Here is an 18,840-nt window from a genome sequence, read left to right on the forward strand (position 1 = left end):
TCCTGGTTCTACTCGGCCCGGACGAGGCGGAGCGCGAGTTCGGGACAGACCTTTACCGCCTTGAGCGCGCCCTCGCGCAGCCACGTCGGCACCGGTGTGGGCGGGAACGCCGGGTAGCCGTTGCCGTCGAGCCGGATGAAGTCCGGCACCACGTGCGCGCAGAGTCCGTGGCCGTCGCAGCGCGACCAGTCCAGGGTGAGCTTCTGCGGGTTGGCGTCGGGCGCGCCGGGCAGGCCCATCATGCCCTTGACGCGTTTGCCGCAGCCCTCGCCGGTGGCGTGCAGCCGCAGGTCGTCGGCGAACACCTCCATGGCGGACAGCGCGAACCGGGCGGTGCCGTCCGGGTGGCTGCACGCGCCGCGTCCCTTGACGTCCCCGGCGGCGGCCCGGACCAGCTCGACGGGCGCGCTGCCGGAGACCGCGAGGTCGACCGAGCGGGCCAGGTCGGGCAGGCCCATCTTGCACGGTCCGCACTGCCCGGCGGACTCGCCCGCGAGGTAGCGCACCACCTGCGCGGCCTCGCCGAGCGGGCAGGTGTCGGCACCGAGCGGCACGATGATGCCGGCGCCGAGCGTGCCACCCACGGCGGTGAGCCCCCTGCGGGACACCTCGGCCCGCTCGGCGGCCGCCGCGGTGATCCACTTGCCGTGGTAGCCGCCCATCAGGATGCCCGGGCCGGGCGGCACCTCGCACAGGTCGAGGATCTCCCGCAGCGGGGTGCCGGCGGCGCACTCCACCACGGCGGGGCGCTTCGCCGATCCGGTGACGGTGAGCAGCACGGTGCCCGGCTCGTCGTCGGTGCCGAGCGCGGCGTACTCGTACGGGCCGATCCGGGCGGCGACGGCGAGCTGGGAGTACGTCTCGGCGTTGGAGAGCAGCGTGGGCAGCCCGCCGACGCCGGAGTCGCTGGAGCGCTTCTTCGTGCCGGGCGGGATGTGCGGCAGGCCGTTGATGCCGTTGACGAGCGCACCGCCCTCACCGGAGATGAACCGGTGCGGCACGGTGACGATCGTGGTGGGCACCGGCATCCGCCGTTCCTGCAACGCCTCGGTCAGCGAGGGCCGGCCCACGTCGTCGTCGGCCACCCCGATCACGATCTCCTCGGCGTCGAGCGCGAACGCGGCAAGCGCGGCACCGTCCAGGATGAGGTGCGGGGCGCGGGTGAGCAGCACCTTGTCCTTCCAGCTCGCCGGTTCCCCCTCGGTGGCGTTGACGACCACCACGGCGCCCAGGTCCTGCCGCTCGCAGGACTCCAGCACGGCGCGCAGCTTGCGGGCGAACGGGAAGCCCGCGCCGCCCTTGCCCTTGAGGTCGATGGCCTCGGCGAGCCGCAGCAGCGCCGCCGGTTCCATCGGGCCGATGGGGCCGTGCACCTCCTCGTGGGCCAGTAGGTCGAGCCGGCCGAACTCGGCGAACCCGGCGGTCAGGCGGGGCTCACCGACACAGGCGACCGGCGGGACGGTCGTACGCGTCACCGGGCCTCACCTCGCAGCCCGGCCCAGTACGCACCGTCGACGGCGTCCGCGTCGGCCCGCTTGCGGCGGCCGGACCGGCTCTCCTTGCCCGCGCGCATCGCCCGGCGGGAGGCGAGGTCGACGAGCGTCGGGGTGTCGTCCACGAACGCCTCGTCGGCGGCGTAACGGGCCGGCGGGCGCCAGTAGTCCGGCTCCTCCGGCACGTCCTCCTCGTCCCGGTAGCGGCGTCCGGACCCGCTGAGCGGCTCCGCCGAGAGCGGGGTGCCGGAGATCGGGCCGGCCGAGATCGGCTCACCGGAGACCGGGCGGCTCTCCCAGCGGCGCGGGCTGTCCCACGGCTCCTCCGCCTCGTCGGCCGCGCGCGGCGGCGCGGAGTAGCGGGCCACCTCGGCCGCGGTCGCGTACCGGCCGCTGTCCGGGGGCGCGGAGTGGCGACCGCCGGTGTCCGGGGGCGCCGAGTGCCGGCCGCCGCTCTCCGGCGGCGCGGAGTACCGGGCGACCAGGTCCTCGTCGTCGCGGGAGCGGCGGCTCACCCGCTCCTCGGTCCGCGAGCGGCGGGTCACGCGTTCCTCGTCGTCGCGGCGACGGCGGCGGGACCGTTCGCCGTCGGTCCGGCGGGCCGGCGCCGCCTCCTCGTCGCGGGCGCGGACGACGGGCTCGCGCTCCTCGTCGCGGCGGCGGGCGGGCGCCTCCTGGGTGCGGGCACGCCGGGCGGGTGCGTCCGGCTCGGCGTCGCGCCGCCGGGCGGCGGCTGCGCGGACCGGCTCACGCAGCGACCCGGGTTCCGGCACCACGGGTACGGCGAACCGCTCCGGGTCGCGCCGCCGGGCGGTGCCGGCCGGGGCGGTCCAGGTGGCGGTCGCCTCGGCCCAGCGGCCCCGGCCGGCGCCGCTGTCCTCCTTGTCGGCGGCCTTCTTCCGGGTGAGCGCGGCGAACACGCCGGTACGCTCCTCCCCCTTGCCGGCCATCGCCTTGTTGAGCGCCACGGCCTGGTGCTGCTCGCGGCTGCGCTTGCCGAGGTGGACCGAGAGGCGGACCAGCAGTGCCATCACCACGAGCACCACGCAGGCGAGGTAGCTCAGCACCACCCAGCCGGCGGCGGGCCGGCCGGCGTTGAGGCCGTGCACCAGCGCGAACGGCCAGGACACGTACGCCATCGAGTGCAGTCCGCGCCAGAACCACTTCGGACCGACGCCGGCGAACCGGACCCGGACCAGGCCGGTCCAGAGCACGCCCACCATCAGCAGCGCGGCGACGGTGCCCAGTCCGACGTAGAGGCCACTGCCGCTGAGGAACGGCACCACCGCGTCGGTCGGCCCGGCCCGGCCGATCGCGACCTTGGTGATGACGTGGAAGACCAGCCCGGCCACGCCGAGCACGCCGGTGGCGCGGTGCGCCGACTGGAGCAGCACGCGGTGCCGGATGAGCAGCACCAGGCGGTCGGTGGCGAGCAGGCCCAGCATCACGGTGATGCTGAGTGAGACCAGGGCGACCACCCCGGCGAAGAACTCGGTGAAGAAGAATCCGTACGAGTACATGACGCCGCCGGCGCCGGCCAGCTCCACACCGGCCCACGCGAGGCCGAGCGCGGAGGCGGTCAGCGCCACCATCGCGGACTTCGACATCGTCCGGGCACCACGGCTGGTGGTGGTGGTCCGGACGGTCGTCGCCTTCTCGTTCTGCTGTGCCCGGGCCATCTGCTCCTCGATCGTCTCGCGGCGGCGCCCCCACCGGCCGACCCTGCTCCCCACTCAGGTACGGAGGGACGGCGCGGACGGATCACCTCCGGTGGCGAATTTCTCGGCCGGATTCTCGAACCGTCCGGACCGGACGCGCGTGTAGCGCCTACCGCAACGACGGATGCCCATGCGTTGACAGACTTTGCAACATCCTCGTAACCTTGCCGCAAAATTTCAGGCTGGTTGCAAGAAGCCGGCCTGATCCAGGCTCCACTCCCCCGCATCCCCGCACCCCGCAGGAGTCCTGATGCATCGACGCCGATGCCGCGCCGCCGCGCTCGCCCTGGGTCTGGCCGCGAGCCTGCTCGTCCCCCTCACCGCGGCGGCACCCCCGGCCGCCGCCGCCACCCCCGGCGCCAAGAAGGTCATCGTCCAGCTCTTCGAGTGGAACTGGACCTCGGTGGCCGCCGAGTGCACCAGCACGCTGGGCCCGAAGGGCTACGGCTACGTGCAGGTGTCCCCACCCCAGGAGCACGTCAACAGCAGCCCGTGGTGGGTGTCGTACCAGCCGGTCAGCTACCGGATCGAGTCCCGCAAGGGCACTCGCGCGCAGTTCCAGTCCATGGTGAACACGTGTCACGCCGCGGGCGTCAAGGTGATCGTCGACGCCGTGGTCAACCACATGTCCGGGCAGGAGAACGGCGGCACCGGCTGGGCCGGCTCCTCGTACGGGCACTACAACTACCCGGGCACCTACTCCTCGGCGGACTTCCACTACTGCGGCCGCAACGGCAACAACGACATCGCCAACTACAACGACCGGTACGAGGTGCAGAACTGCGAGCTGGTCAACCTCGCCGACCTCAAGACCGAGTCGGAGTACGTGCGCAGCCGGCTGGCCGCGTACCTCAACGACCTGCTCTCGCTCGGCGTCGACGGCTTCCGGCTGGACGGCAGCAAGCACATGCCGGCCGCCGACATCGCCGCGATCAAGGCCAAGCTGTCCCGCAGCGCGTACCTGGTGCAGGAGGTCATCTACGGCGCCGGTGAGCCGATCCAGCCGACCGAGTACACCGGCAACGGCGACGTGCACGAGTTCCGGTACGGCAAGGACCTGGCCCGGATGTTCAACAACGAGCGGCTCGCGTACCTGAAGAACTTCGGCGAGTCCTGGGGCTACCTGTCGAGCGCGAAGGCGGTGGTCTTCACCGACAACCACGACACGCAGCGCGAGGGCGGCGTGCTCACCTACCGCAACCGCGGCACGTACGCGCTCGCCAACGCGTTCATGCTGGCCTGGCCGTACGGCACCCCGGCGGTGATGTCGAGCTTCACCTACAGCGGCCGGGACCAGGGCCCGCCCGCCGACGGCAGCAACCGGATCACCAACGTCACCTGCTACTCGGGCTGGGAGTGCGAGCACCGCTGGCCGGTCATCGCCAACATGGTCGGCTTCCGCAACGCCACCGAGGGCGCCGGGGTCTCCAACTGGTACGACAACGGCTACCAGCACATCGCGTTCAGCCGTACCGGCAAGGGCTACCTGACCATGAACGACGAGGACGGCGCGGTGAACGGCCGCTCGTACTACACCGGGCTGCCGGCGGGCCGCTACTGCGACGTCATCCACGGCACGTTCAGCAACGGCTCGTGCAGCGGCCCGGTGATCACGGTGGACTCGTCCGGCTGGTTCGCCGCCAACGTTCCCGCGCACGACGCGATCGCCATCCACATCGGCGCGAAGCTGAGCTGAGCCGCCCGGGCCGTGAAGCCCTCGTACCCGTAGTACCGGGTACGGGGGCTTCCGGTCGGTTACAGTCGGTTTCGTGCTGTTCGACCGGTTCGCCATGCGCCGGCCTCCCGGCTGGCTGATCGCCGCGCTCGCCGTACCGCTGCTGCTCGTCACCGCGCTGCTGGTCGGCCGCGCGCTCACCGTCACGCCCACGCGCCAGGCGGCGCCGCCCGCCGCCGCACCTTCGGCCACGACCGCCGCACCGAGTCCGTCGCCGCAGGAGTCGGTGCCGCCCGCCGCGCCGGCACCGGACGACCTGCCGGTGGTCACCTACGACCCGGCACCGCGCGGCTTCCCGCCCGACCCGGACCCGGCCGACACCCGCCCGCTGAGCGAGGGGCTGCGCCCGAACCGGAACGTCGCCGCCTACGACGCGCCGGGCGGCCGTCCGCTGGCGTTCCTCGCGCCGACCATCAGCGGCGTACGGCTCACCGTGCCGATCGTCGACCGCCGCTCCGGCTGGACGGCGGTGCTGCTGCCGTCGGCGAACCGCACCATCGCCTGGCTGCCGTCCGGCGGCTGGACCACTGTGGTGCTACGCGACCAGATCGTGGTGGAACGGCGCACCCACCGCCTCACCTGGAGCCGGGACGGGCGCGCGATGCGCACCTGGCCGGTCAGCCTCGGCATGTCCGGACAGCTCACCCCGCTGGGCCGTACGTTCGTGCTGGGCCGCACCCCGCCCCCGGAGGCCGTCTACGGCGGCGTCGACATCTTCGCCCTCGGCGCGATCCCCGACGACCCGGGCGCGGTGCCGACCGGGCTACGCGGGGCCCACATCGGCCTGCACAGCTGGTACAACGACGACACGCTCGGCAAGAACGTCACGAACGGCTGCATCCGGCTGACCCGCAGCGCCCAGCGCCTGCTGCTGACCGAGGTCGAGCCGGGCACCGCCTTCGTGGTGGTCGACCGCCTGCCCTGACCGGGCTCAGCCCAGCAGCCGGCCGTCGGTCCGGATCCGCTCAGGCCGTCGCGCCGCCGTCGACCGCGATCGACGCACCGGTGATGTGCCGTCCGCCGGCACCCACCAGGTGACTGACAGTCGCCGCCACGTCTTCCGGCTCCGCGTACCGGCCGAGGGCGATGTGCGACCGCTGCCCGTCCGCGCCCGCGCTGTCCGCCGGGTTCATGTCGGTGTCGGTCGAGCCGGGCAGGATCAGGTTGACGGTGATCCCGCGCGGACCGAGCTCCCGGGCGAGCGCCCGGGTCAGCCCGTTCACGGCGCTCTTGGTCATCGCGTACGCGCTCACCCCGGGAGCCGTGACACGACTGGCGAAGCTGCTGCCGATGTTGACGATCCGCCCACCCGCACCCATGTGGCGCACCGCCGCCTGGGTGACGAGGTAGACCCCGCGCACGTTCACCGCGATCGCCCGGTCCAGGGCCTCGAGGCTGACCGACTCGATCGGCCCACCCGCGAACACCCCGGCGTTGTTGACCAGGACGTCCAACCGCCCCAACTCGGCGACGGTCCGCTCCACGGCGCCGACCACGGCCGTCGCGTCGGTGCTGTCCGCGTTGATCGCCAGGCCGGTCCGCCCGTACGCCTCGATCTCGGCCACCACGGACTTCGCGCTGTCCTCCGCGGTGCGGTAGGTGAACGCGACGTGGATGCCGTCCTCGGCCAGCCGGCGCGCGACGGCGGCGCCGATTCCCCGGCTCCCGCCCGTCACCAGGGCAACCCTGTCGGCAAGTCTGACCGTCATGCCCGTCATCCTGACAGTCGACTCAGGACGCTGATCATCCGGGCCACCCGTCCGTTCCCTGTCCGTTCGATCAGACAGGATTGCCGGCATCCAGGCCGGGTACGCGCGGGCCGTCCAGCGGCGAAACGGGGAGGCGGACATGAGCGCACCGACGGGACGGGTCGACACGATCGTGCTCATCCACGGGCTCTGGATGACCTCGCGGAGCTGGGAGCACTGGGCGCAGCGGTACTCCGCGCGCGGCTTCCAGGTGCTCACGCCCGCCTGGCCCGGCATGGACCGCGAGGTGGAGGAGCTGCGGGCCGACCCGGCGCCGATCGCCGCGCAGCGCATCGCCGACATCGCCGACCACTACGAGGCGATCATCAGGGACCTGCCGCGCCCGCCGATCATCATGGGCCACTCGTTCGGCGGCCTGATCGCCCAGTTGCTGGCGGACCGCCACCTCGGCGCCGCGGTGGTCGCCGTGCACCCCGCGCCGGTACGGGGCGTGCTCAAGTTGCCGCCCAGCACGCTGCGCTCCGGGTACTCGATCCTGCACAACCCGGCGAACCGGCACCGGGCCGTGCCGTTCACCCCGGAAGACTTCCGGTACGCCTTCGGCAACACCATCAGCCAGGAGCAGTCCGACGCGGCCTGGGAGCGGTACGCCGTACCGGGCGCCGGGCACGTGCTGTTCGAGGCCGCGTTCGCCAACCTGGATCCGAACTCGGCCACCGAGATCGACAAGAAGCGCAGCGACCGCGCTCCGCTGCTCATCACCGCGGGCGGCGAGGACCACGTGGTGCCCGCGTCGCTGGCCACCAGCATCTCCAACCTCTATCGGAGTTCGACGGCGCTCACCGGCTACCGGGAGTTCCCCGGCCGGTCGCACTTCGTCGGCGGCAAACCGGGCTGGGAGGAGGAGGCGGACTTCGCGCTGGAGTGGGCGGTGGAGGCGGCGAACGAGTTCTCCCCGACGGTGGTCGCCGAGGCCCCTCGACGGCGCTGACCACGCCCGACACCGCCGCAGAGGTATATCAAGAAGCCGAGAAATTGATATCATCGCCTCGTTCGCCTGCTGGACGAGGAGGTACGCCATGTCCCGCACCATTCTCGATGTCGACGACGACCTCCTGGCCGAGGCCGCCGAGATCCTCGGCACGGGCACCAAGAAGGCCACTGTCAACGCCGCGCTGCAGGAAGTGGTCAACCGGGAGAAGCGCCGGGAGTTCGCCGACTGGCTCAAGAGCGGCGGCCTGCCGGACCTCACCGACCCGGGGCAGGCGTCGAAGCCCGAAGCGGCATGACGCGGGAGCGCTACCTCCTCGACAAGTCGGCGCTGGCCCGGTGGCCGAAGCCCGCCGTGGCGCCGGTCCTGGACGAGTTGTCCGAGCGCGGTCTCCTGGCGGTCTGCGGGGCGGTCGAGATCGAGGTGGTGCACAGCGCCCGCTCGGCCAAGGACGCGAAGCGCGCGCGATGGCTGCTCCGCGGTTTCGACTGGCTCGCCATGCCCGACGACATCTGGGATCGGGCGATCGACGTCCAGGTGCAGGCACTGCACAAGGGCAACCACCGCGCGCTCTCGATGGCCGATCTGCTGATCGCCGCCACCGCCGAACGGCATGGCGTGACAGTTCTGCACTACGACGGTGACTTCGACCTGATCACCGCGATCACCGGCCAGCCGACGACGTGGGTCGTCCCGGCCGGGAAGGCCGACTGACCGACTCCGGTCCTCACTCCCACGAGTCGCCTCCGAACTGGCGCAGCCACTCCATGTTCCGGTCGTGCTGCTCGTCGCTGATCGGCGGCTGTCGTGCCAGCCTCCGACGGGCCCGCGCGACGTCCTCGTTGGTCCCCACTCGTGCATACTCCGCTTCCGGTGCGGCACGCGGGTGTTGTCCGTCCCTGGTCCGGCCGGTGCTCATCGCGGCCGGAACCGCCGGGAGCACTCACCGTCGTGTCCGGGCCGGAGCAGACACCGCTGCCCGCCGGGCAGCAACCGGTCGCAGAACACCCAGTGCCGGACGTTCTGGTCGTCCTCCGCCGAGACAGTGGTGCCGCCGGGCTCGGTCTGTGGCAGGACGTGGGTCCAGTGCGCCACCACGCGGGCCAGCCGCTGAGCGGAGAGCAGGTCGTTGACGACGACCGGCAGGTGGATCACCCAGCGCTCGGTCACCTGTCGTATCCCCGTTCGTTGCGCGCCTGGGCCTGCTCCGACTGCCAGCGGCGCAGCGCGTTCTTGATCCGGTCGGTCTCGCGGCGGCTCTGCGCCAGTGCGTCGTAGACGGCGGCCAGGTCACCGGCGACCCGGTCGAGGAACTCCCGCACCTCCTGCGGGTCGAGCCCGCGACGTCCCAGCGGGGTCGGTCGGAAGCTCCGCTCACGCACCTGCCAGGGGCGCAACGGACGGTAGGCCGACGAGCGGTAGCAGGTCGATCCGAGGACCGACCGCCGGCGACGCCGGACACGCCGGAGGAAGACGCGCATGACAGGACCTGCCTCTCACCATCGAGATCGAACCGTGGAAGGGCGGGTCCGCCGGCCCGCCCCGCACCGGCGGACCCACCCCGGCACCTGCCACCGCAGCCTTCGACCAGCAGTACGTCAGCAGGGCACAGCGCGTGACCCAGATCGACAGCGCGGTAACCCAGCCGATCTGGCCACTCACTCATCGTGCAGTGAACTGCACCCTTTACGCAACTCCCGATTCGGGAGTGTGTCATTGCGAAGCTCGTCCGGTTCCGCCACACTGACCGGCATGACTGGAAGCCCGACCGTCCGACGTCGACGCCTGGCCGCTGCGCTGCGTCGCCTCCGTGAACAGACCGGCATGACCGCCGACCAGGCCGCCAAGGAGGTGGGCATCTCGAAGTCGGCGATCAGCCGCATCGAGAACGCCCAGGTGTCCGTCATGCCGCCGGTCGCCCGTGGACTTCTTGAGCTGTACGGGGTGGAGGGCGACGAGGTGGACGCGCTCGTCCAGGTCGCCCGCGACGCCCGCAAGCGGGGCTGGTGGCAGGCGTACGACGACGTGCTGCCGGACTGGTTCGAGGTCTACGTCGGGCTGGAGGCCGAGGCGTCCGAGATCCGCGCGTTCCAACCGCAACTGGTCCCGGGTCTGCTCCAGACCGCCGACTACGCCCGCGCGGTCATCCGCGCCGAGCACCCGGACGCCCCGAACGACGAGGTGGACCGGCGGGTGGAGTTGCGCATGCGCCGACAGGACACCGAGACTCCGCCGAAGCTCTGGGTGGTACTGGACGAAGCCGCACTACGGCGGCCTGTCGGCGGCGCGGAGCTGTTCGCGGCGCAGTTGCGGCGACTGGCCGAGGAGGCCGACCGGCCCGGCCGCACCATTCAGATCCTGACCTTCGGCGCGGGCGAGTACGGGTCGATGGGCAGCGCCTTCAGCGTGCTGACCTTCCCCGAGCCGGCCGATCCGGGGGTCGTCTACGTCGAGACCCGCGCGGGTAGCCTCTATCTCGAAGGCCAACAGGTCAGGGAGTACAGCCGCGTCTTCGAGCACCTGGTCGCCACGGCGGCCGGCGCCCGGGAGTCGCACGACCTCATCCTGGGGGCGATCGACAAGCTATGAGAGGACGGCGCGGGTGGAAAAGGCCAACCAGGCGACGGTGACCTGGCGCAAGAGCACCCGTAGCAACGGCTCCGGCGATTGTGTCGAGGTCGCCGACGGCCTGCCCGGCGTGGTCGGACTCCGCGACAGCAAGGACCCGCAGGGCCCTATCCTCACCTTCGACCCGGCAGCCTGGTCGACCTTCGTCGCGAGCGTCAAGTACGAGACGTTCCGGAGCTGAACGCGGCAGGCTTCGCCTGCGAACCCTGACCCTACGATCCGAAGCCCGAAGCGTACGTGCTTCGTAGCTTCGCCAGGGCGCGCAGGTACTCGTCCTCCACAATCCGGTCGAACGCTGCTGGCTGCGCCCCCGCGTGCACGACCTCCCGCGTAAGTCGCGCCTGTTCCCAGAACCTCAAGCCGATCTCGGTGGCGAAGATGTCAGCTGCCAGCAGTCCTCGCAACTGACTCTCAGGCATCCCGCCCAGCTGCCAGGTCGCGGCCCAGAAGTTGAGGATCAGGTTGATGTAGGCCCGCTGCCTCCGCCTTTCAGGGGCAGGGTCCTGGGTCAGCGACCCCCAGCACTCCATCAGCACGGCATCATCTATGGCCATCTTCAGCAACAAGGCATGCTGGTCACGTTGCGCGTATTCCAATGCGATGCGGATTTGCCTGTTCTGACTGATGGTGGTGGCGACCACACCCACGAGGGCCAGCGCGGAAAGAAGCATGGAGACCGAGCCGTAGGCTTGGCCGATATTCGCCAAGCGTTCCCAGTCGGTATTCGGATCGAAGGCGTAGTCGATCAGGGGCGGGGAAAGCAGCAGTACAAGCCCACCCAAGAAGACCAACAACACCCATACAACTACGCCCCGAACGCTCCTCATCTACGCAAGGTTAGTTCTCCCATCAAAGTTGATCAATAGCGCCCGTTCCCCCTGATGAAGGCGGTGAAGAACGGGGCGCAGTGCTTGAGCTCGGGCACGTGGAGACCACTGGGCGTGAGGATCAGCGCGTCGACCTCGTGGTGTGCGGGTGGGTGCGCCGGGTATGACGGGAACATGAGGGCGAGTTTCCGTCTGGGTCGAATCGCCGGCGTACCGGTCGGCGTCAACTGGAGTGTCCTGGTCATCTTCGTGCTGATCGCGTGGGCGCTGTCGGCGAGTCTGTTCCCTTCCTCGTACCCCGGTCACTCCCCCGTCGCCTACATCGCGGCCGGTCTGGCCGCGGCTGTGGTCTTCTTCCTCGGCCTGCTCGCCCACGAGGTGGCGCACGCGGTGGTCGCCAAGCGCAACGGCATCGAGGTCGAGGGCATCACGCTGTGGCTGTTCGGCGGCGTCGCCGAGCTGAAGGGCGAGGCGAAGGACCCGGGCGCCGAGCTGCGGATCGCTGGGGTCGGGCCGCTGGTCAGCCTGATCATCGGCGTGGTCTTCGCGGCGATCGCGGTAGCGGTCGCCGCGGCGGGCGGGCACGGGCTGCTGCTCGGCGCGCTGGCCTGGCTGGCAGGTATCAACGTGCTGCTGGCGATCTTCAACGTGCTGCCCGCCGCCCCGCTGGACGGCGGGCGGCTGCTGCGCGCGGCGGTCTGGAAGTTCACCGGCGACCGGACCAAGGCGTCGGTGGTGGCGGCCCGCGCGGGCTGGGTGCTCGGCGTGGTGCTGATCGGGCTGGGGCTGTGGCGGTTCTTCACCGGCGCCGGGTTCGGCGGGCTCTGGCTGGCGCTGATCGGCTGGTTCCTGCTCGGCGCCGCCGGCCAGGAGGAACGCGCCGCCCGGATGGGCGACGCACTGCGCGGCATCCGGGTGGGCGACGTGATGACGCCGCAGCCGCAGACCGCGTCCGGCGACCTCACCGTGGCCGACTTCGTCGACCACTACCTGTTCGCGTACCGGCACTCGGCGCTGCCGCTCACCGTCGACGGCAGGCCGGTCGGTCTGGTCACGCTCGATCGGGTACGCGGCATCGCGGCGGACCGCCGCGCGGCGACCACGCTGGCCGAGGTGTCCTGCCGGGCCGACGAACTGGTCCTGGCACGCCCGGACGAGCAGCTCACCGACCTGCTGCCCCGGCTCAACGAGTGCACCGACGGACGGGCGCTCGTGGTGGTCGACGACCAGCTCGTCGGCATCGTCTCGCCCAGCGACATCAGCCGGGCGGTGCAGCGTGGCAGCCTGCGCCGGCAGGTGCCGGCCGGACGCTGAGTCAGCCCCGGAGAAAGCTGGGTCAGTCCCGGGGGAAGTAGCGGTCCATCTCGGCGGTGCGGAACTTCCCCTTCGGGTCGAACTCGCGCAGCAGCGCGGCGAAGTCGGCGTGCCGGGGGTACGCGGCGGCGGGATCGCGCTCGAACAGCTTCCCCCAGTGCGGGCGCGGCGCGAACGGGGCGAGCCGCTCCTCCACCTCGGCCAGCACCGGAGCCACCGCCACCGGGTCGCCGACCCAGGTGAAGTGCAGCGCCAGCGAGTCGCGCCGGAAGTTCGGGCTCAGCCACAGCTCGTCGGCGGCCACCGTACGCAGCTCGCAGATCTGGAGCACGGCGGCGATCCGGTCGGCGACCGGGTCGAGCGCGGCGAGCGCCGCCGACGCGTCGGCCCGGGCCACGTGCCACTCGGACTGCAACTCGTCGCCGCTGCTCGGGGTGAAACCGAGCCGGAAGTGCGGCAACCGCTCGTGCCACGGCCCCGGCTCGCCGAGCTGCGCGGTGCAGTGCTCCGGCGACATGCCGGGCACCGGGTGCCGGGGCGAGTCGGCGGCCACCGTGTCCAGCCAGTCGGCGGGCGGCGGCGCCTGGTCGGCGTACTGCTTGACCCACACCTGGTCGAAGCGCTCCGAGCGCCACGAGGTGAAGACGCTGACGCTGTACGCGGCGTCCAGCGCCTCGTCCAGCGCCGCGCGGGGCAGGCCGAGACGGACGTACTGGCGGATCTCGTACGTGGGCACCACGTCGAGCGTGAGCCGGGTGACCACGCCCAGCGCGCCCAGGTTGACCACCAGCCCGGCGAACCGCGGGACACCCCGGTCGACGGTGATCAGGTCGCCGTCGGCGGTGACCAGTTCCAGCGCGGCGACGGCGGCGGCGAGGTTGCGGTTCCGCGCGCCTGAGCCGTGGGTGGCGGTGGCGACCGAGCCGGCCACCGAGATGTGCGGCAGCGAGGCGAGGTTCGCCAGCGCGTACCCCTGAGCCTGGAGCGCGATGGCCAGGTCGCCGTAGCGCAGGCCGGCCGCGACGGTGACCGCGCCGCGGTCGGGGTCGAGCGCGACGGTGGGCGGCAGGCCGTCCAGCGCGACCTGGACGCCGGTCGTGTCGCCGAGCCGGTTGAACGAGTGGCCGGTGCCGACGGCCCGGACCAGGTCGGCCTCCGCGACCAGCCGGCGCAGGTCGTCGGTCGAGGTCGGCCACGATCGGGTACGCGCCGACCAGCTGACGTTTCCGGCCCAGTTCGTGTCCGTCATGCGCTGCATCATGCGCCATCATGCGCTGGCAGGGTTGCCCCGGCCACTCGGCGGGAATCCTGGCGGGATGAGCAGCTACCGCGACCCGAGCCTCCGCGGCGACGTGTACCCGTCGGAGGAGGAGATCGACCCGACCGGCGTGGACCCCGACGCTGCGGAGATGCCGCCAGCCGCTGCGGGGCCTGTCGGCGTGGGGCCCGCCGGTGTGGGGGTGACGCCCGCCGCGACCGCGCCGGTGCCGGGGCCCACGCCGGAGCCCGAGCCGGACCCGGTGCCTCATCCGGGGCCGCCGCCCCGCCAGGCGTCGGGCCGGTCGATCGTGACCCGGCACCTGGACGGTTCCGTCGAGGTGGTGACCGACCTGGACGGCGACGGCGTGGCCGACGTGGTGCAGGTCGACCTGGACGGCGACGGTGTGCCGGACGTGACGTACCTGGACAGCGACCGCGACGGCCGCCTCGACACGGTCCGCCGCGCCACAACAAGCTGACCCGCCCGCCGCCCACCCTCACGCCCCGCCCCGCCCCGACCGGCTCGGCCCGCGACGGGGACGGCCGGGGCGGCGGGGCCGGGCCGCAAAGGGGCGGGCGCGCCCGGGTCAGAGCTGGGGCATCACCTCGGCGGCCACCAGCTCCAGGTGGTCCAGGTCGGTCAGGTCCAGCACCTGGAGGTAGGCGCGCGAGCTGCCCGCCTCGGCGTACCGGCCGAGCGTCTCGACCACCTCGGCGGGCGTGCCGGCGGCGCCGTTGGCGCGCAGCTCGGCCGGGTCACGCCCGATCGCCTCGGCGCGGCGCCTCACCTCGGCCTCGTTGTGGCCGCAGCAGAGCACGAGCGCGTTGGACCAGGTCATCGTGGACGGGTCGCGGTCGATCGCGACGCAGGCGTCGCGTACCCGCCCGAACTGCGCGACGGTGTCCTCGACCGAGGCGAACGGCAGGTTGAACTCGTCGGCGTACCGGGCGGCCAGGCGGGGCGTGCGCTTCGGGCCCATGCCGCCGAGCAGGATCGGCGGACGGGGGCGCTGCACCGGCTTGGGTAGCGCGGGCGAGTCGCTGACCGGGTAGTACGTGCCGGGGAAGTCGAACGTGGCGCCGTCCGGGGTGGACCAGAGCCCGGTGATGACGGCGAGTTGTTCCTCCAGCCGGTCGAACCGCTCTCCCAGGGACGGGAACGGGATGCCGTACGCGGTGTGCTCCTCGGCGTACCAGCCGGTGCCGATGCCCAGCTCGACCCGGCCGCCGCTCATCTGGTCGACCTGCGCCACGGTGATCGCCAGCGGGCCCGGCAGCCGGAACGTGGCGGCGGTCATGAGCGTGCCGAGCCGGATCCGGGTGGTGTCGCGGGCCAGGCCGGCGAGCGTGGTCCATGCGTCGGTCGGGCCGGGGTCGCCGCTCACCGAGCCCATCTTCAGGTAGTGGTCGGAGCGGAAGAACGCGGCGAAGCCGGTCTCCTCCGCGCGGCGGGCCACGGCGAGGAGCTGGTCGTATGTGGCCCCCTGCTGGGGCTCGGTGAAGATCCGCAGTTCCATCCCCCGAGCATATGGAGCCCGCCGCGCCGAGGCAGCGCGACTTGTTATTCCTTGCCAGGCATATAACCGATGAGGCATATTACAAGGGTGACCGTCGACGCCTTCACCGTGCTGGCCGAGCCCTCCCGCCGCCGCATCCTGGACCGGCTGCGCCGGGCGGAGAGCAGCGTGGGCGAGCTGGTGGACGCGCTGGGCATGAGCCAGCCGGCGGTCTCCAAGCACCTGCGGGTGCTCCGCGACGCCGGCCTGGTCACCTGCCGTACGGCGGCGCAGCGGCGGATCTACCGGGTCGACACCGCGCCGCTACGAGCAGTGGACGACTGGCTCGGGCCGTACCGGTCGATGTGGACCGCGCATCTCGACGCCCTCGAACGCCATCTCGACAGTCAGGAGTGACAGATGGACCGCGACACGTTCCGTCCCGGCCCGCTCGCCCGGGTCAAGCTGACCCCCGACAACGAACTGGTCTTCGTCCGCGACCTGCGGCACCCGCCGGAGACGGTGTGGGCCGCGCTCACCGACCCGGACCGGCTGGCCGAGTGGGCGCCGTTCCTGGCCGACCGCGACCTGGGCCGCCCTGGCGAAGCCGTGCTCAGCACCGTCGACGGCGAGCAGACGCACCCGGCGCCGGCCCGGGTGCGGCGCGCGGACCGGCCGCACCTGCTGGAGTACACCTGGGGCGACGACCTGCTCCGCTGGGAGCTGACAGCGAACGGCGACGGGACCACGCTCACGCTGCGGCACCGGGTCGGCGGTCCCGACCTCGCCCCGATGACTGCTGCCGGCTGGCACCTCTGCCTCGACGTCGCCGCCCAACTGCTCGACGGCGACCCGGTCGGCCCGATCCGGGGCGCGGAGGCGAAGGACTTCGGCTGGGCGGAACTGCGCGACGCGTACGCCGAACGCCTGAACCGCGACTGACGACGCCCGTCACGCGGCCCGGCGGCGCAGCCACCCGGCGGCGCCGCCGACCAGCGTCGTCCCGATGGTCGTGCCGATCGCCACCAGCGCCGCCCCGACCGCCCACAGGCCGGTGTCGTCGGTCGAGGCGGCGTGCACCGCCCACGGGACGGTGAACGCCACTGTCATCACGATTGCCACCAGCCAGATGTTCAGCCACCAGCCGCCCACGGCGGCCAGCGCGCCCAGGGTCAGTACCGCGGCGGCGACCTGCCAGACCGCGTACGGCCCGCTCATGTCGCCCGTCTGCGGGTCCACGGTCCAGCCGGACTCCCAGCTCAGCCAGGCCACCCAGGCACCGGCGGTGGCCAGCGCCAGGAGCAGACCGCCGAGCAGCGTACGTCTCGTCGTCACGCCTCCGATCCTGCCCGGCCGGCGGGGCGGGCGAATGAGCACGCGTACTCGATTCCACCGCCGCTCTCTCATCCCCCGTCCGCCGCAACGTGGCAAGATCGCGGGCGTGACGAGTGTGTCCCGCCCGCTGCCACGGCTCGTACCGGCGGAGGCGTTCGCGGATGTCCCCGCCGACCGGCTCCTGGCGGTGCTGGAGGCGGTCACGGTGGTCCTCACGCTGCCCCACCGCGCTGCCGAGCGAGTGGACGCGCTGGTGGTGCCCACCGGCCAGGGCGAGGACTGGCGTCTCACCGACGCGGTCCGCGCCTGGGAGACCGGCCCGGCGCTGCGGGCTCGGTCTGCGCCGTGTCGACGGGGTCGTGCTCCAGGCCGAGCCGGTCACCGGCACCGGACGGCAGGCCGCGTGGGTCGTGGAGCAGGTGCGGGCGCTCGGCATCGGCAGCGTCGCGCTCGTCGTGTCGCCGTACCACCTGGTCCGGGTCTATCTCACCGTGCTGCGGGCCTGCGACGACGCCGGCCTGCGGCTCCCGATGGTCCCGCTACCAGTGGCTGTGGCACCGGACGCCCCGGTGCCGGAGACCGGCGCGGCCGGGTACGACCTGGTGGCCGGCGAGGTCAGCCGGCTGCTCCGCTATCCCGGCCAGGGCTGGATCGCCACCCCGGAACGGCTGCGCGACTACCTGCGCTGGCTCTGGTCCGCGCACCGCCCTCTGCTCACCGGCGCCTGAGGGTTCGCCACCTCGGGACGCATCGAGCGGGCTACGCGTCGGGGATGCGGACCGTGAGCACCCGGGTGAGGACGCGGAAGCCGACCGCGTCGTACATGCGGCGGGCCGGGTTGCCGTCGACCACCGACAGGCCGACTGACGGCAGCCCGACCTCGCGCGCGCCACGCAACGCGTGCACCAGCAGCGCCCGGCCGAACCCGCGCCGCTGCGCCCGGGGTGCCACACCCAGGTTGAGGATCCAGACGCAGTCGTCGTCGGTCCACGGCACCGGCCCGGCGCACAGCACGTGCCCGGCGCTGCGGCCGTCCGGGTCGATCAGCCGGGCCGAGGCGGGCACCAGGGGCGGCACCGGTTCGCCGGTGTCGAACATCGCCCGTACCTCGTCGGTGTCGCTCGGTTGCCAGCGGCCGTCCGGGTGGTCCGGGCCGTACGCCGCGTCCAGCCCTGCGGCGAGGTCGTCGTCCCAGCCGGGAGCGCCGAGCGACCAGCCCTCCGGCAGCGCCACCGGTTCGGGTACGCCGGTCAGGTCGTGCCGCATGTCGGTGGCGGCCCGGTCCAGCTTGAGCCCGTCGGCCACGAGCGCCACCGCCAGCGCCTCGTCCGGCGTCTCCAGCCGGTGCCCGGCCAGGTCGCGCCGCACCTGCGCGACGAGCCGGGTGAGCGGCGCCTCGGGCAGCGGCCGGACGTCGGCCGCGACCGCCGTGCCGTCGTCGTCCCGCAGCCGCATCCGGGCAAGCGGGGTGTCGTCGTCCCCGAGCAGCAGCGAGTCGTGGAGGTGTTGTCGTACCGGCATTCGCGGCAGCGTACCGGGCGCGCCCCGCTCCCGCTCCCCACCGATCTTGGACTTGTGGCGCCTCAGATGCCCGCTTCACGGCTTACGCGAGGTGCCACAACTTCAAGATCGACGAGGAGCACCCGCGGGCGGGAGGGTGCGGGCCTAGGGTTGGGGGGTGAGCAGGGTTGATCGGGGCAGCAGGACGATCGCCGCGGCACCGGCGGCCGTCTACGACGCGCTCGTGGACCGGGGCGCCCTGGAGGCGTGGTTGCCGCCGGACGGGATGCGCGGGCGGATCTCGCGCTGGGATCCGCGCCCGGATGGCGGGTTTCGGATGGTGCTCACCTATCTCGACGCGGCCGGCAGCCCGGGCAAGACGTCGGACGCCACCGACGTGGTCGACGTCGGGTTCGCCGAACTCGTACCGGCGCTCCGGGTCGTGCAGACCGCCGTGTTCCAGGCCGACGACCCGTCGTACGCGGGCACCATGACCATGACCTGGCACCTCGCGGCGGCAGGCGACGGCACCGCTGTGACGGTCACCGCCACCGGCGTGCCGCCGGGCATCGACCAGGCGGTGCACGAGGAGGGCATCGCGTCCTCGCTGGCGCACCTGGCCGCGTACCTCGAATCGGGCGCCTGACCTCGGCGGGGCCGGGATCGGCGGCGGCTTTTGCGGGTAGCCGCCGGCGGTGACCGGGTCAGTCGTCGCCGCGGGCGCGGGCGTGCAGGTGCATGTCGTGCCGTCCGTCGTCGTGCACCGCCGCGCTGCGCTCGGTGCCCTCCAGCCGGAACCCGGCCTTGACCGCCACCCGGCACGACGCGACGTTG

General features: G+C 72.5%; 25 protein-coding genes. 13 read left to right on the forward strand and 12 right to left on the reverse strand.

The genetic code is table 11. The features are described 5' to 3' along the window. Positions 1-8 precede the first annotated feature (8 nt). Together NMK34_RS23130 and NMK34_RS23135 are read right to left on the reverse strand one after the other, a co-directional pair. Positions 9-1,475 (reverse strand): NADH-ubiquinone oxidoreductase-F iron-sulfur binding region domain-containing protein, encoded by a 1,467-nt coding sequence (locus tag NMK34_RS23130; RefSeq protein WP_318335179.1) that lies wholly within the window; start codon positions 1,473-1,475, stop codon positions 9-11. After that, a complete protein-coding gene (locus tag NMK34_RS23135; RefSeq protein ID WP_318335180.1) occupies positions 1,472-3,226 on the reverse strand; it encodes a hypothetical protein in 1,755 nt (584 codons plus the stop codon). The genes NMK34_RS23130 and NMK34_RS23135 overlap by 4 nt, the downstream gene beginning before the upstream one ends. A 235-nt stretch (positions 3,227-3,461) precedes the next feature. Between NMK34_RS23135 and NMK34_RS23140 the strand changes: the two genes are divergently transcribed. Then, positions 3,462-4,907, forward strand: a complete 1,446-nt coding sequence (locus NMK34_RS23140; protein ID WP_318335181.1) for an alpha-amylase — start codon at positions 3,462-3,464, stop codon at positions 4,905-4,907. Between the two features lie 73 nt (positions 4,908-4,980). Next, a complete protein-coding gene (locus NMK34_RS23145; RefSeq protein ID WP_318335182.1) occupies positions 4,981-5,871 on the forward strand; it encodes a L,D-transpeptidase in 891 nt (296 codons plus the stop codon). Positions 5,872-5,911: 40 nt separating this feature from the next. Here NMK34_RS23145 and NMK34_RS23150 read toward each other — a convergent pair whose 3' ends face one another. After that, a complete protein-coding gene (locus NMK34_RS23150) occupies positions 5,912-6,655 on the reverse strand; it encodes a 3-oxoacyl-ACP reductase family protein (protein ID WP_318335183.1) in 744 nt (247 codons plus the stop codon). 139 nt (positions 6,656-6,794) lie between these two features. On the opposite strand from NMK34_RS23150, the gene NMK34_RS23155 reads away from it, so the two are divergent. The 3 genes from NMK34_RS23155 to NMK34_RS23165 all read left to right on the forward strand — a co-directional run bounded on the left by NMK34_RS23155 (position 6,795) and on the right by NMK34_RS23165 (position 8,360). Next, entirely contained in the window at positions 6,795-7,646 is an 852-nt protein-coding gene (locus NMK34_RS23155; RefSeq protein WP_318335184.1) for an alpha/beta hydrolase, read from the forward strand. Between the two features lie 88 nt (positions 7,647-7,734). Further along, positions 7,735-7,944: a type II toxin-antitoxin system VapB family antitoxin gene (locus NMK34_RS23160; protein ID WP_013475596.1), complete on the forward strand. Its 210-nt coding sequence runs from the start codon at positions 7,735-7,737 to the stop codon at positions 7,942-7,944. Then, entirely contained in the window at positions 7,941-8,360 is a 420-nt protein-coding gene (locus NMK34_RS23165; RefSeq protein ID WP_318335185.1) for a PIN domain nuclease, read from the forward strand. The genes NMK34_RS23160 and NMK34_RS23165 overlap by 4 nt, the downstream gene beginning before the upstream one ends. 13 nt (positions 8,361-8,373) lie before the next feature. Here the strand turns inward: NMK34_RS23165 and NMK34_RS23170 are convergent, their stop codons facing one another. The 3 genes from NMK34_RS23170 to NMK34_RS23180 all read right to left on the reverse strand — a co-directional run bounded on the left by NMK34_RS23170 (position 8,374) and on the right by NMK34_RS23180 (position 9,127). Next, positions 8,374-8,499: a hypothetical protein gene (locus NMK34_RS23170; RefSeq protein WP_318335186.1), complete on the reverse strand. Its 126-nt coding sequence runs from the start codon at positions 8,497-8,499 to the stop codon at positions 8,374-8,376. Positions 8,500-8,561: 62 nt separating this feature from the next. Continuing rightward, on the reverse strand, positions 8,562-8,816 hold the full coding sequence (locus NMK34_RS23175) for a hypothetical protein (protein ID WP_013287870.1): 255 nt from the start codon (positions 8,814-8,816) through the stop codon (positions 8,562-8,564). Then, the gene (locus NMK34_RS23180) at positions 8,813-9,127 is read right to left on the reverse strand and encodes a DivIVA domain-containing protein (RefSeq protein WP_318335187.1); all 315 of its coding nucleotides are present in this window, start codon (positions 9,125-9,127) and stop codon (positions 8,813-8,815) included. The genes NMK34_RS23175 and NMK34_RS23180 overlap by 4 nt, the downstream gene beginning before the upstream one ends. 271 nt (positions 9,128-9,398) lie before the next feature. Here NMK34_RS23180 and NMK34_RS23185 point away from each other — a divergent pair, with 271 nt between their 5' ends. Beyond that, positions 9,399-10,235 (forward strand): helix-turn-helix transcriptional regulator, encoded by an 837-nt coding sequence (locus tag NMK34_RS23185; RefSeq protein ID WP_318335188.1) that lies wholly within the window; start codon positions 9,399-9,401, stop codon positions 10,233-10,235. 13 nt (positions 10,236-10,248) lie between these two features. Then, the gene (locus NMK34_RS23190) at positions 10,249-10,455 is read left to right on the forward strand and encodes a DUF397 domain-containing protein (RefSeq protein ID WP_318335189.1); all 207 of its coding nucleotides are present in this window, start codon (positions 10,249-10,251) and stop codon (positions 10,453-10,455) included. A 31-nt stretch (positions 10,456-10,486) separates the two neighbouring features. Here NMK34_RS23190 and NMK34_RS23195 read toward each other — a convergent pair whose 3' ends face one another. Together NMK34_RS23195 and NMK34_RS23200 are read right to left on the reverse strand one after the other, a co-directional pair. Beyond that, complete coding sequence (locus NMK34_RS23195) at positions 10,487-11,101, reverse strand: DUF6082 family protein (RefSeq protein ID WP_318335190.1); 615 nt, start codon at positions 11,099-11,101, stop codon at positions 10,487-10,489. Positions 11,102-11,133: 32 nt separating this feature from the next. Further along, positions 11,134-11,277: a hypothetical protein gene (locus tag NMK34_RS23200; RefSeq protein ID WP_318335191.1), complete on the reverse strand. Its 144-nt coding sequence runs from the start codon at positions 11,275-11,277 to the stop codon at positions 11,134-11,136. On the opposite strand from NMK34_RS23200, the gene NMK34_RS23205 reads away from it, so the two are divergent. Next, complete coding sequence (locus NMK34_RS23205; protein WP_318335192.1) at positions 11,276-12,415, forward strand: site-2 protease family protein; 1,140 nt, start codon at positions 11,276-11,278, stop codon at positions 12,413-12,415. The genes NMK34_RS23200 and NMK34_RS23205 overlap by 2 nt on opposite strands. 22 nt (positions 12,416-12,437) lie before the next feature. Here NMK34_RS23205 and NMK34_RS23210 read toward each other — a convergent pair whose 3' ends face one another. Then, positions 12,438-13,664, reverse strand: a complete 1,227-nt coding sequence (locus NMK34_RS23210) for an FAD-binding protein (RefSeq protein WP_318335193.1) — start codon at positions 13,662-13,664, stop codon at positions 12,438-12,440. Between the two features lie 67 nt (positions 13,665-13,731). Between NMK34_RS23210 and NMK34_RS23215 the strand changes: the two genes are divergently transcribed. Beyond that, entirely contained in the window at positions 13,732-14,154 is a 423-nt protein-coding gene (locus tag NMK34_RS23215) for a hypothetical protein (protein WP_318335194.1), read from the forward strand. 108 nt (positions 14,155-14,262) lie between these two features. On the opposite strand, the gene NMK34_RS23220 is transcribed toward NMK34_RS23215, so the two are convergent. Further along, positions 14,263-15,192: an LLM class F420-dependent oxidoreductase gene (locus NMK34_RS23220; protein ID WP_318335195.1), complete on the reverse strand. Its 930-nt coding sequence runs from the start codon at positions 15,190-15,192 to the stop codon at positions 14,263-14,265. An 87-nt stretch (positions 15,193-15,279) separates the two neighbouring features. Between NMK34_RS23220 and NMK34_RS23225 the strand changes: the two genes are divergently transcribed. Further along, the gene (locus NMK34_RS23225; protein WP_318335196.1) at positions 15,280-15,588 is read left to right on the forward strand and encodes a metalloregulator ArsR/SmtB family transcription factor; all 309 of its coding nucleotides are present in this window, start codon (positions 15,280-15,282) and stop codon (positions 15,586-15,588) included. Positions 15,589-15,591: 3 nt separating this feature from the next. Then, complete coding sequence (locus NMK34_RS23230) at positions 15,592-16,113, forward strand: SRPBCC family protein (protein WP_318335197.1); 522 nt, start codon at positions 15,592-15,594, stop codon at positions 16,111-16,113. Between the two features lie 9 nt (positions 16,114-16,122). On the opposite strand, the gene NMK34_RS23235 is transcribed toward NMK34_RS23230, so the two are convergent. Then, the gene (locus NMK34_RS23235; RefSeq protein WP_318335198.1) at positions 16,123-16,506 is read right to left on the reverse strand and encodes a hypothetical protein; all 384 of its coding nucleotides are present in this window, start codon (positions 16,504-16,506) and stop codon (positions 16,123-16,125) included. A 359-nt stretch (positions 16,507-16,865) separates the two neighbouring features. On the opposite strand from NMK34_RS23235, the gene NMK34_RS23240 reads away from it, so the two are divergent. Continuing rightward, positions 16,866-17,234, forward strand: a complete 369-nt coding sequence (locus NMK34_RS23240) for a hypothetical protein (protein ID WP_318335199.1) — start codon at positions 16,866-16,868, stop codon at positions 17,232-17,234. A gap of 31 nt (positions 17,235-17,265) precedes the next feature. Here the strand turns inward: NMK34_RS23240 and NMK34_RS23245 are convergent, their stop codons facing one another. Further along, positions 17,266-18,027 (reverse strand): GNAT family N-acetyltransferase, encoded by a 762-nt coding sequence (locus NMK34_RS23245; protein WP_318335200.1) that lies wholly within the window; start codon positions 18,025-18,027, stop codon positions 17,266-17,268. A gap of 157 nt (positions 18,028-18,184) precedes the next feature. Here NMK34_RS23245 and NMK34_RS23250 point away from each other — a divergent pair, with 157 nt between their 5' ends. Continuing rightward, positions 18,185-18,652 (forward strand): SRPBCC domain-containing protein, encoded by a 468-nt coding sequence (locus NMK34_RS23250; protein ID WP_318335201.1) that lies wholly within the window; start codon positions 18,185-18,187, stop codon positions 18,650-18,652. Positions 18,653-18,840 lie beyond the last annotated feature (188 nt).

Origin of the sequence: Micromonospora sp. BRA006-A (genome assembly GCF_033433935.1) — a bacterium.
GTDB lineage: Bacteria > Actinomycetota > Actinomycetes > Mycobacteriales > Micromonosporaceae > Micromonospora > Micromonospora aurantiaca.

Bases quoted from the DNA above. Each gene is read 5' to 3' on its own strand.
- NMK34_RS23140 (WP_318335181.1), top strand. From the start codon at position 3,462: ATGCATCGACGCCGATGCCGCGCCGCCGCGCTCGCCCTGGGTCTGGCC.
- NMK34_RS23150 (WP_318335183.1), bottom strand. From the start codon at position 6,655: ATGACGGTCAGACTTGCCGACAGGGTTGCCCTGGTGACGGGCGGGAGC.
- NMK34_RS23155 (WP_318335184.1), top strand. From the start codon at position 6,795: ATGAGCGCACCGACGGGACGGGTCGACACGATCGTGCTCATCCACGGG.
- NMK34_RS23160 (WP_013475596.1), top strand. From the start codon at position 7,735: ATGTCCCGCACCATTCTCGATGTCGACGACGACCTCCTGGCCGAGGCC.
- NMK34_RS23165 (WP_318335185.1), top strand. From the start codon at position 7,941: ATGACGCGGGAGCGCTACCTCCTCGACAAGTCGGCGCTGGCCCGGTGG.
- NMK34_RS23180 (WP_318335187.1), bottom strand. From the start codon at position 9,127: ATGCGCGTCTTCCTCCGGCGTGTCCGGCGTCGCCGGCGGTCGGTCCTC.
- NMK34_RS23185 (WP_318335188.1), top strand. From the start codon at position 9,399: ATGACTGGAAGCCCGACCGTCCGACGTCGACGCCTGGCCGCTGCGCTG.
- NMK34_RS23195 (WP_318335190.1), bottom strand. From the start codon at position 11,101: ATGAGGAGCGTTCGGGGCGTAGTTGTATGGGTGTTGTTGGTCTTCTTG.
- NMK34_RS23205 (WP_318335192.1), top strand. From the start codon at position 11,276: ATGAGGGCGAGTTTCCGTCTGGGTCGAATCGCCGGCGTACCGGTCGGC.
- NMK34_RS23200 (WP_318335191.1), bottom strand. From the start codon at position 11,277: ATGTTCCCGTCATACCCGGCGCACCCACCCGCACACCACGAGGTCGAC.
- NMK34_RS23210 (WP_318335193.1), bottom strand. From the start codon at position 13,664: ATGACGGACACGAACTGGGCCGGAAACGTCAGCTGGTCGGCGCGTACC.
- NMK34_RS23215 (WP_318335194.1), top strand. From the start codon at position 13,732: ATGAGCAGCTACCGCGACCCGAGCCTCCGCGGCGACGTGTACCCGTCG.
- NMK34_RS23220 (WP_318335195.1), bottom strand. From the start codon at position 15,192: ATGGAACTGCGGATCTTCACCGAGCCCCAGCAGGGGGCCACATACGAC.
- NMK34_RS23230 (WP_318335197.1), top strand. From the start codon at position 15,592: ATGGACCGCGACACGTTCCGTCCCGGCCCGCTCGCCCGGGTCAAGCTG.
- NMK34_RS23245 (WP_318335200.1), bottom strand. From the start codon at position 18,027: ATGCCGGTACGACAACACCTCCACGACTCGCTGCTGCTCGGGGACGAC.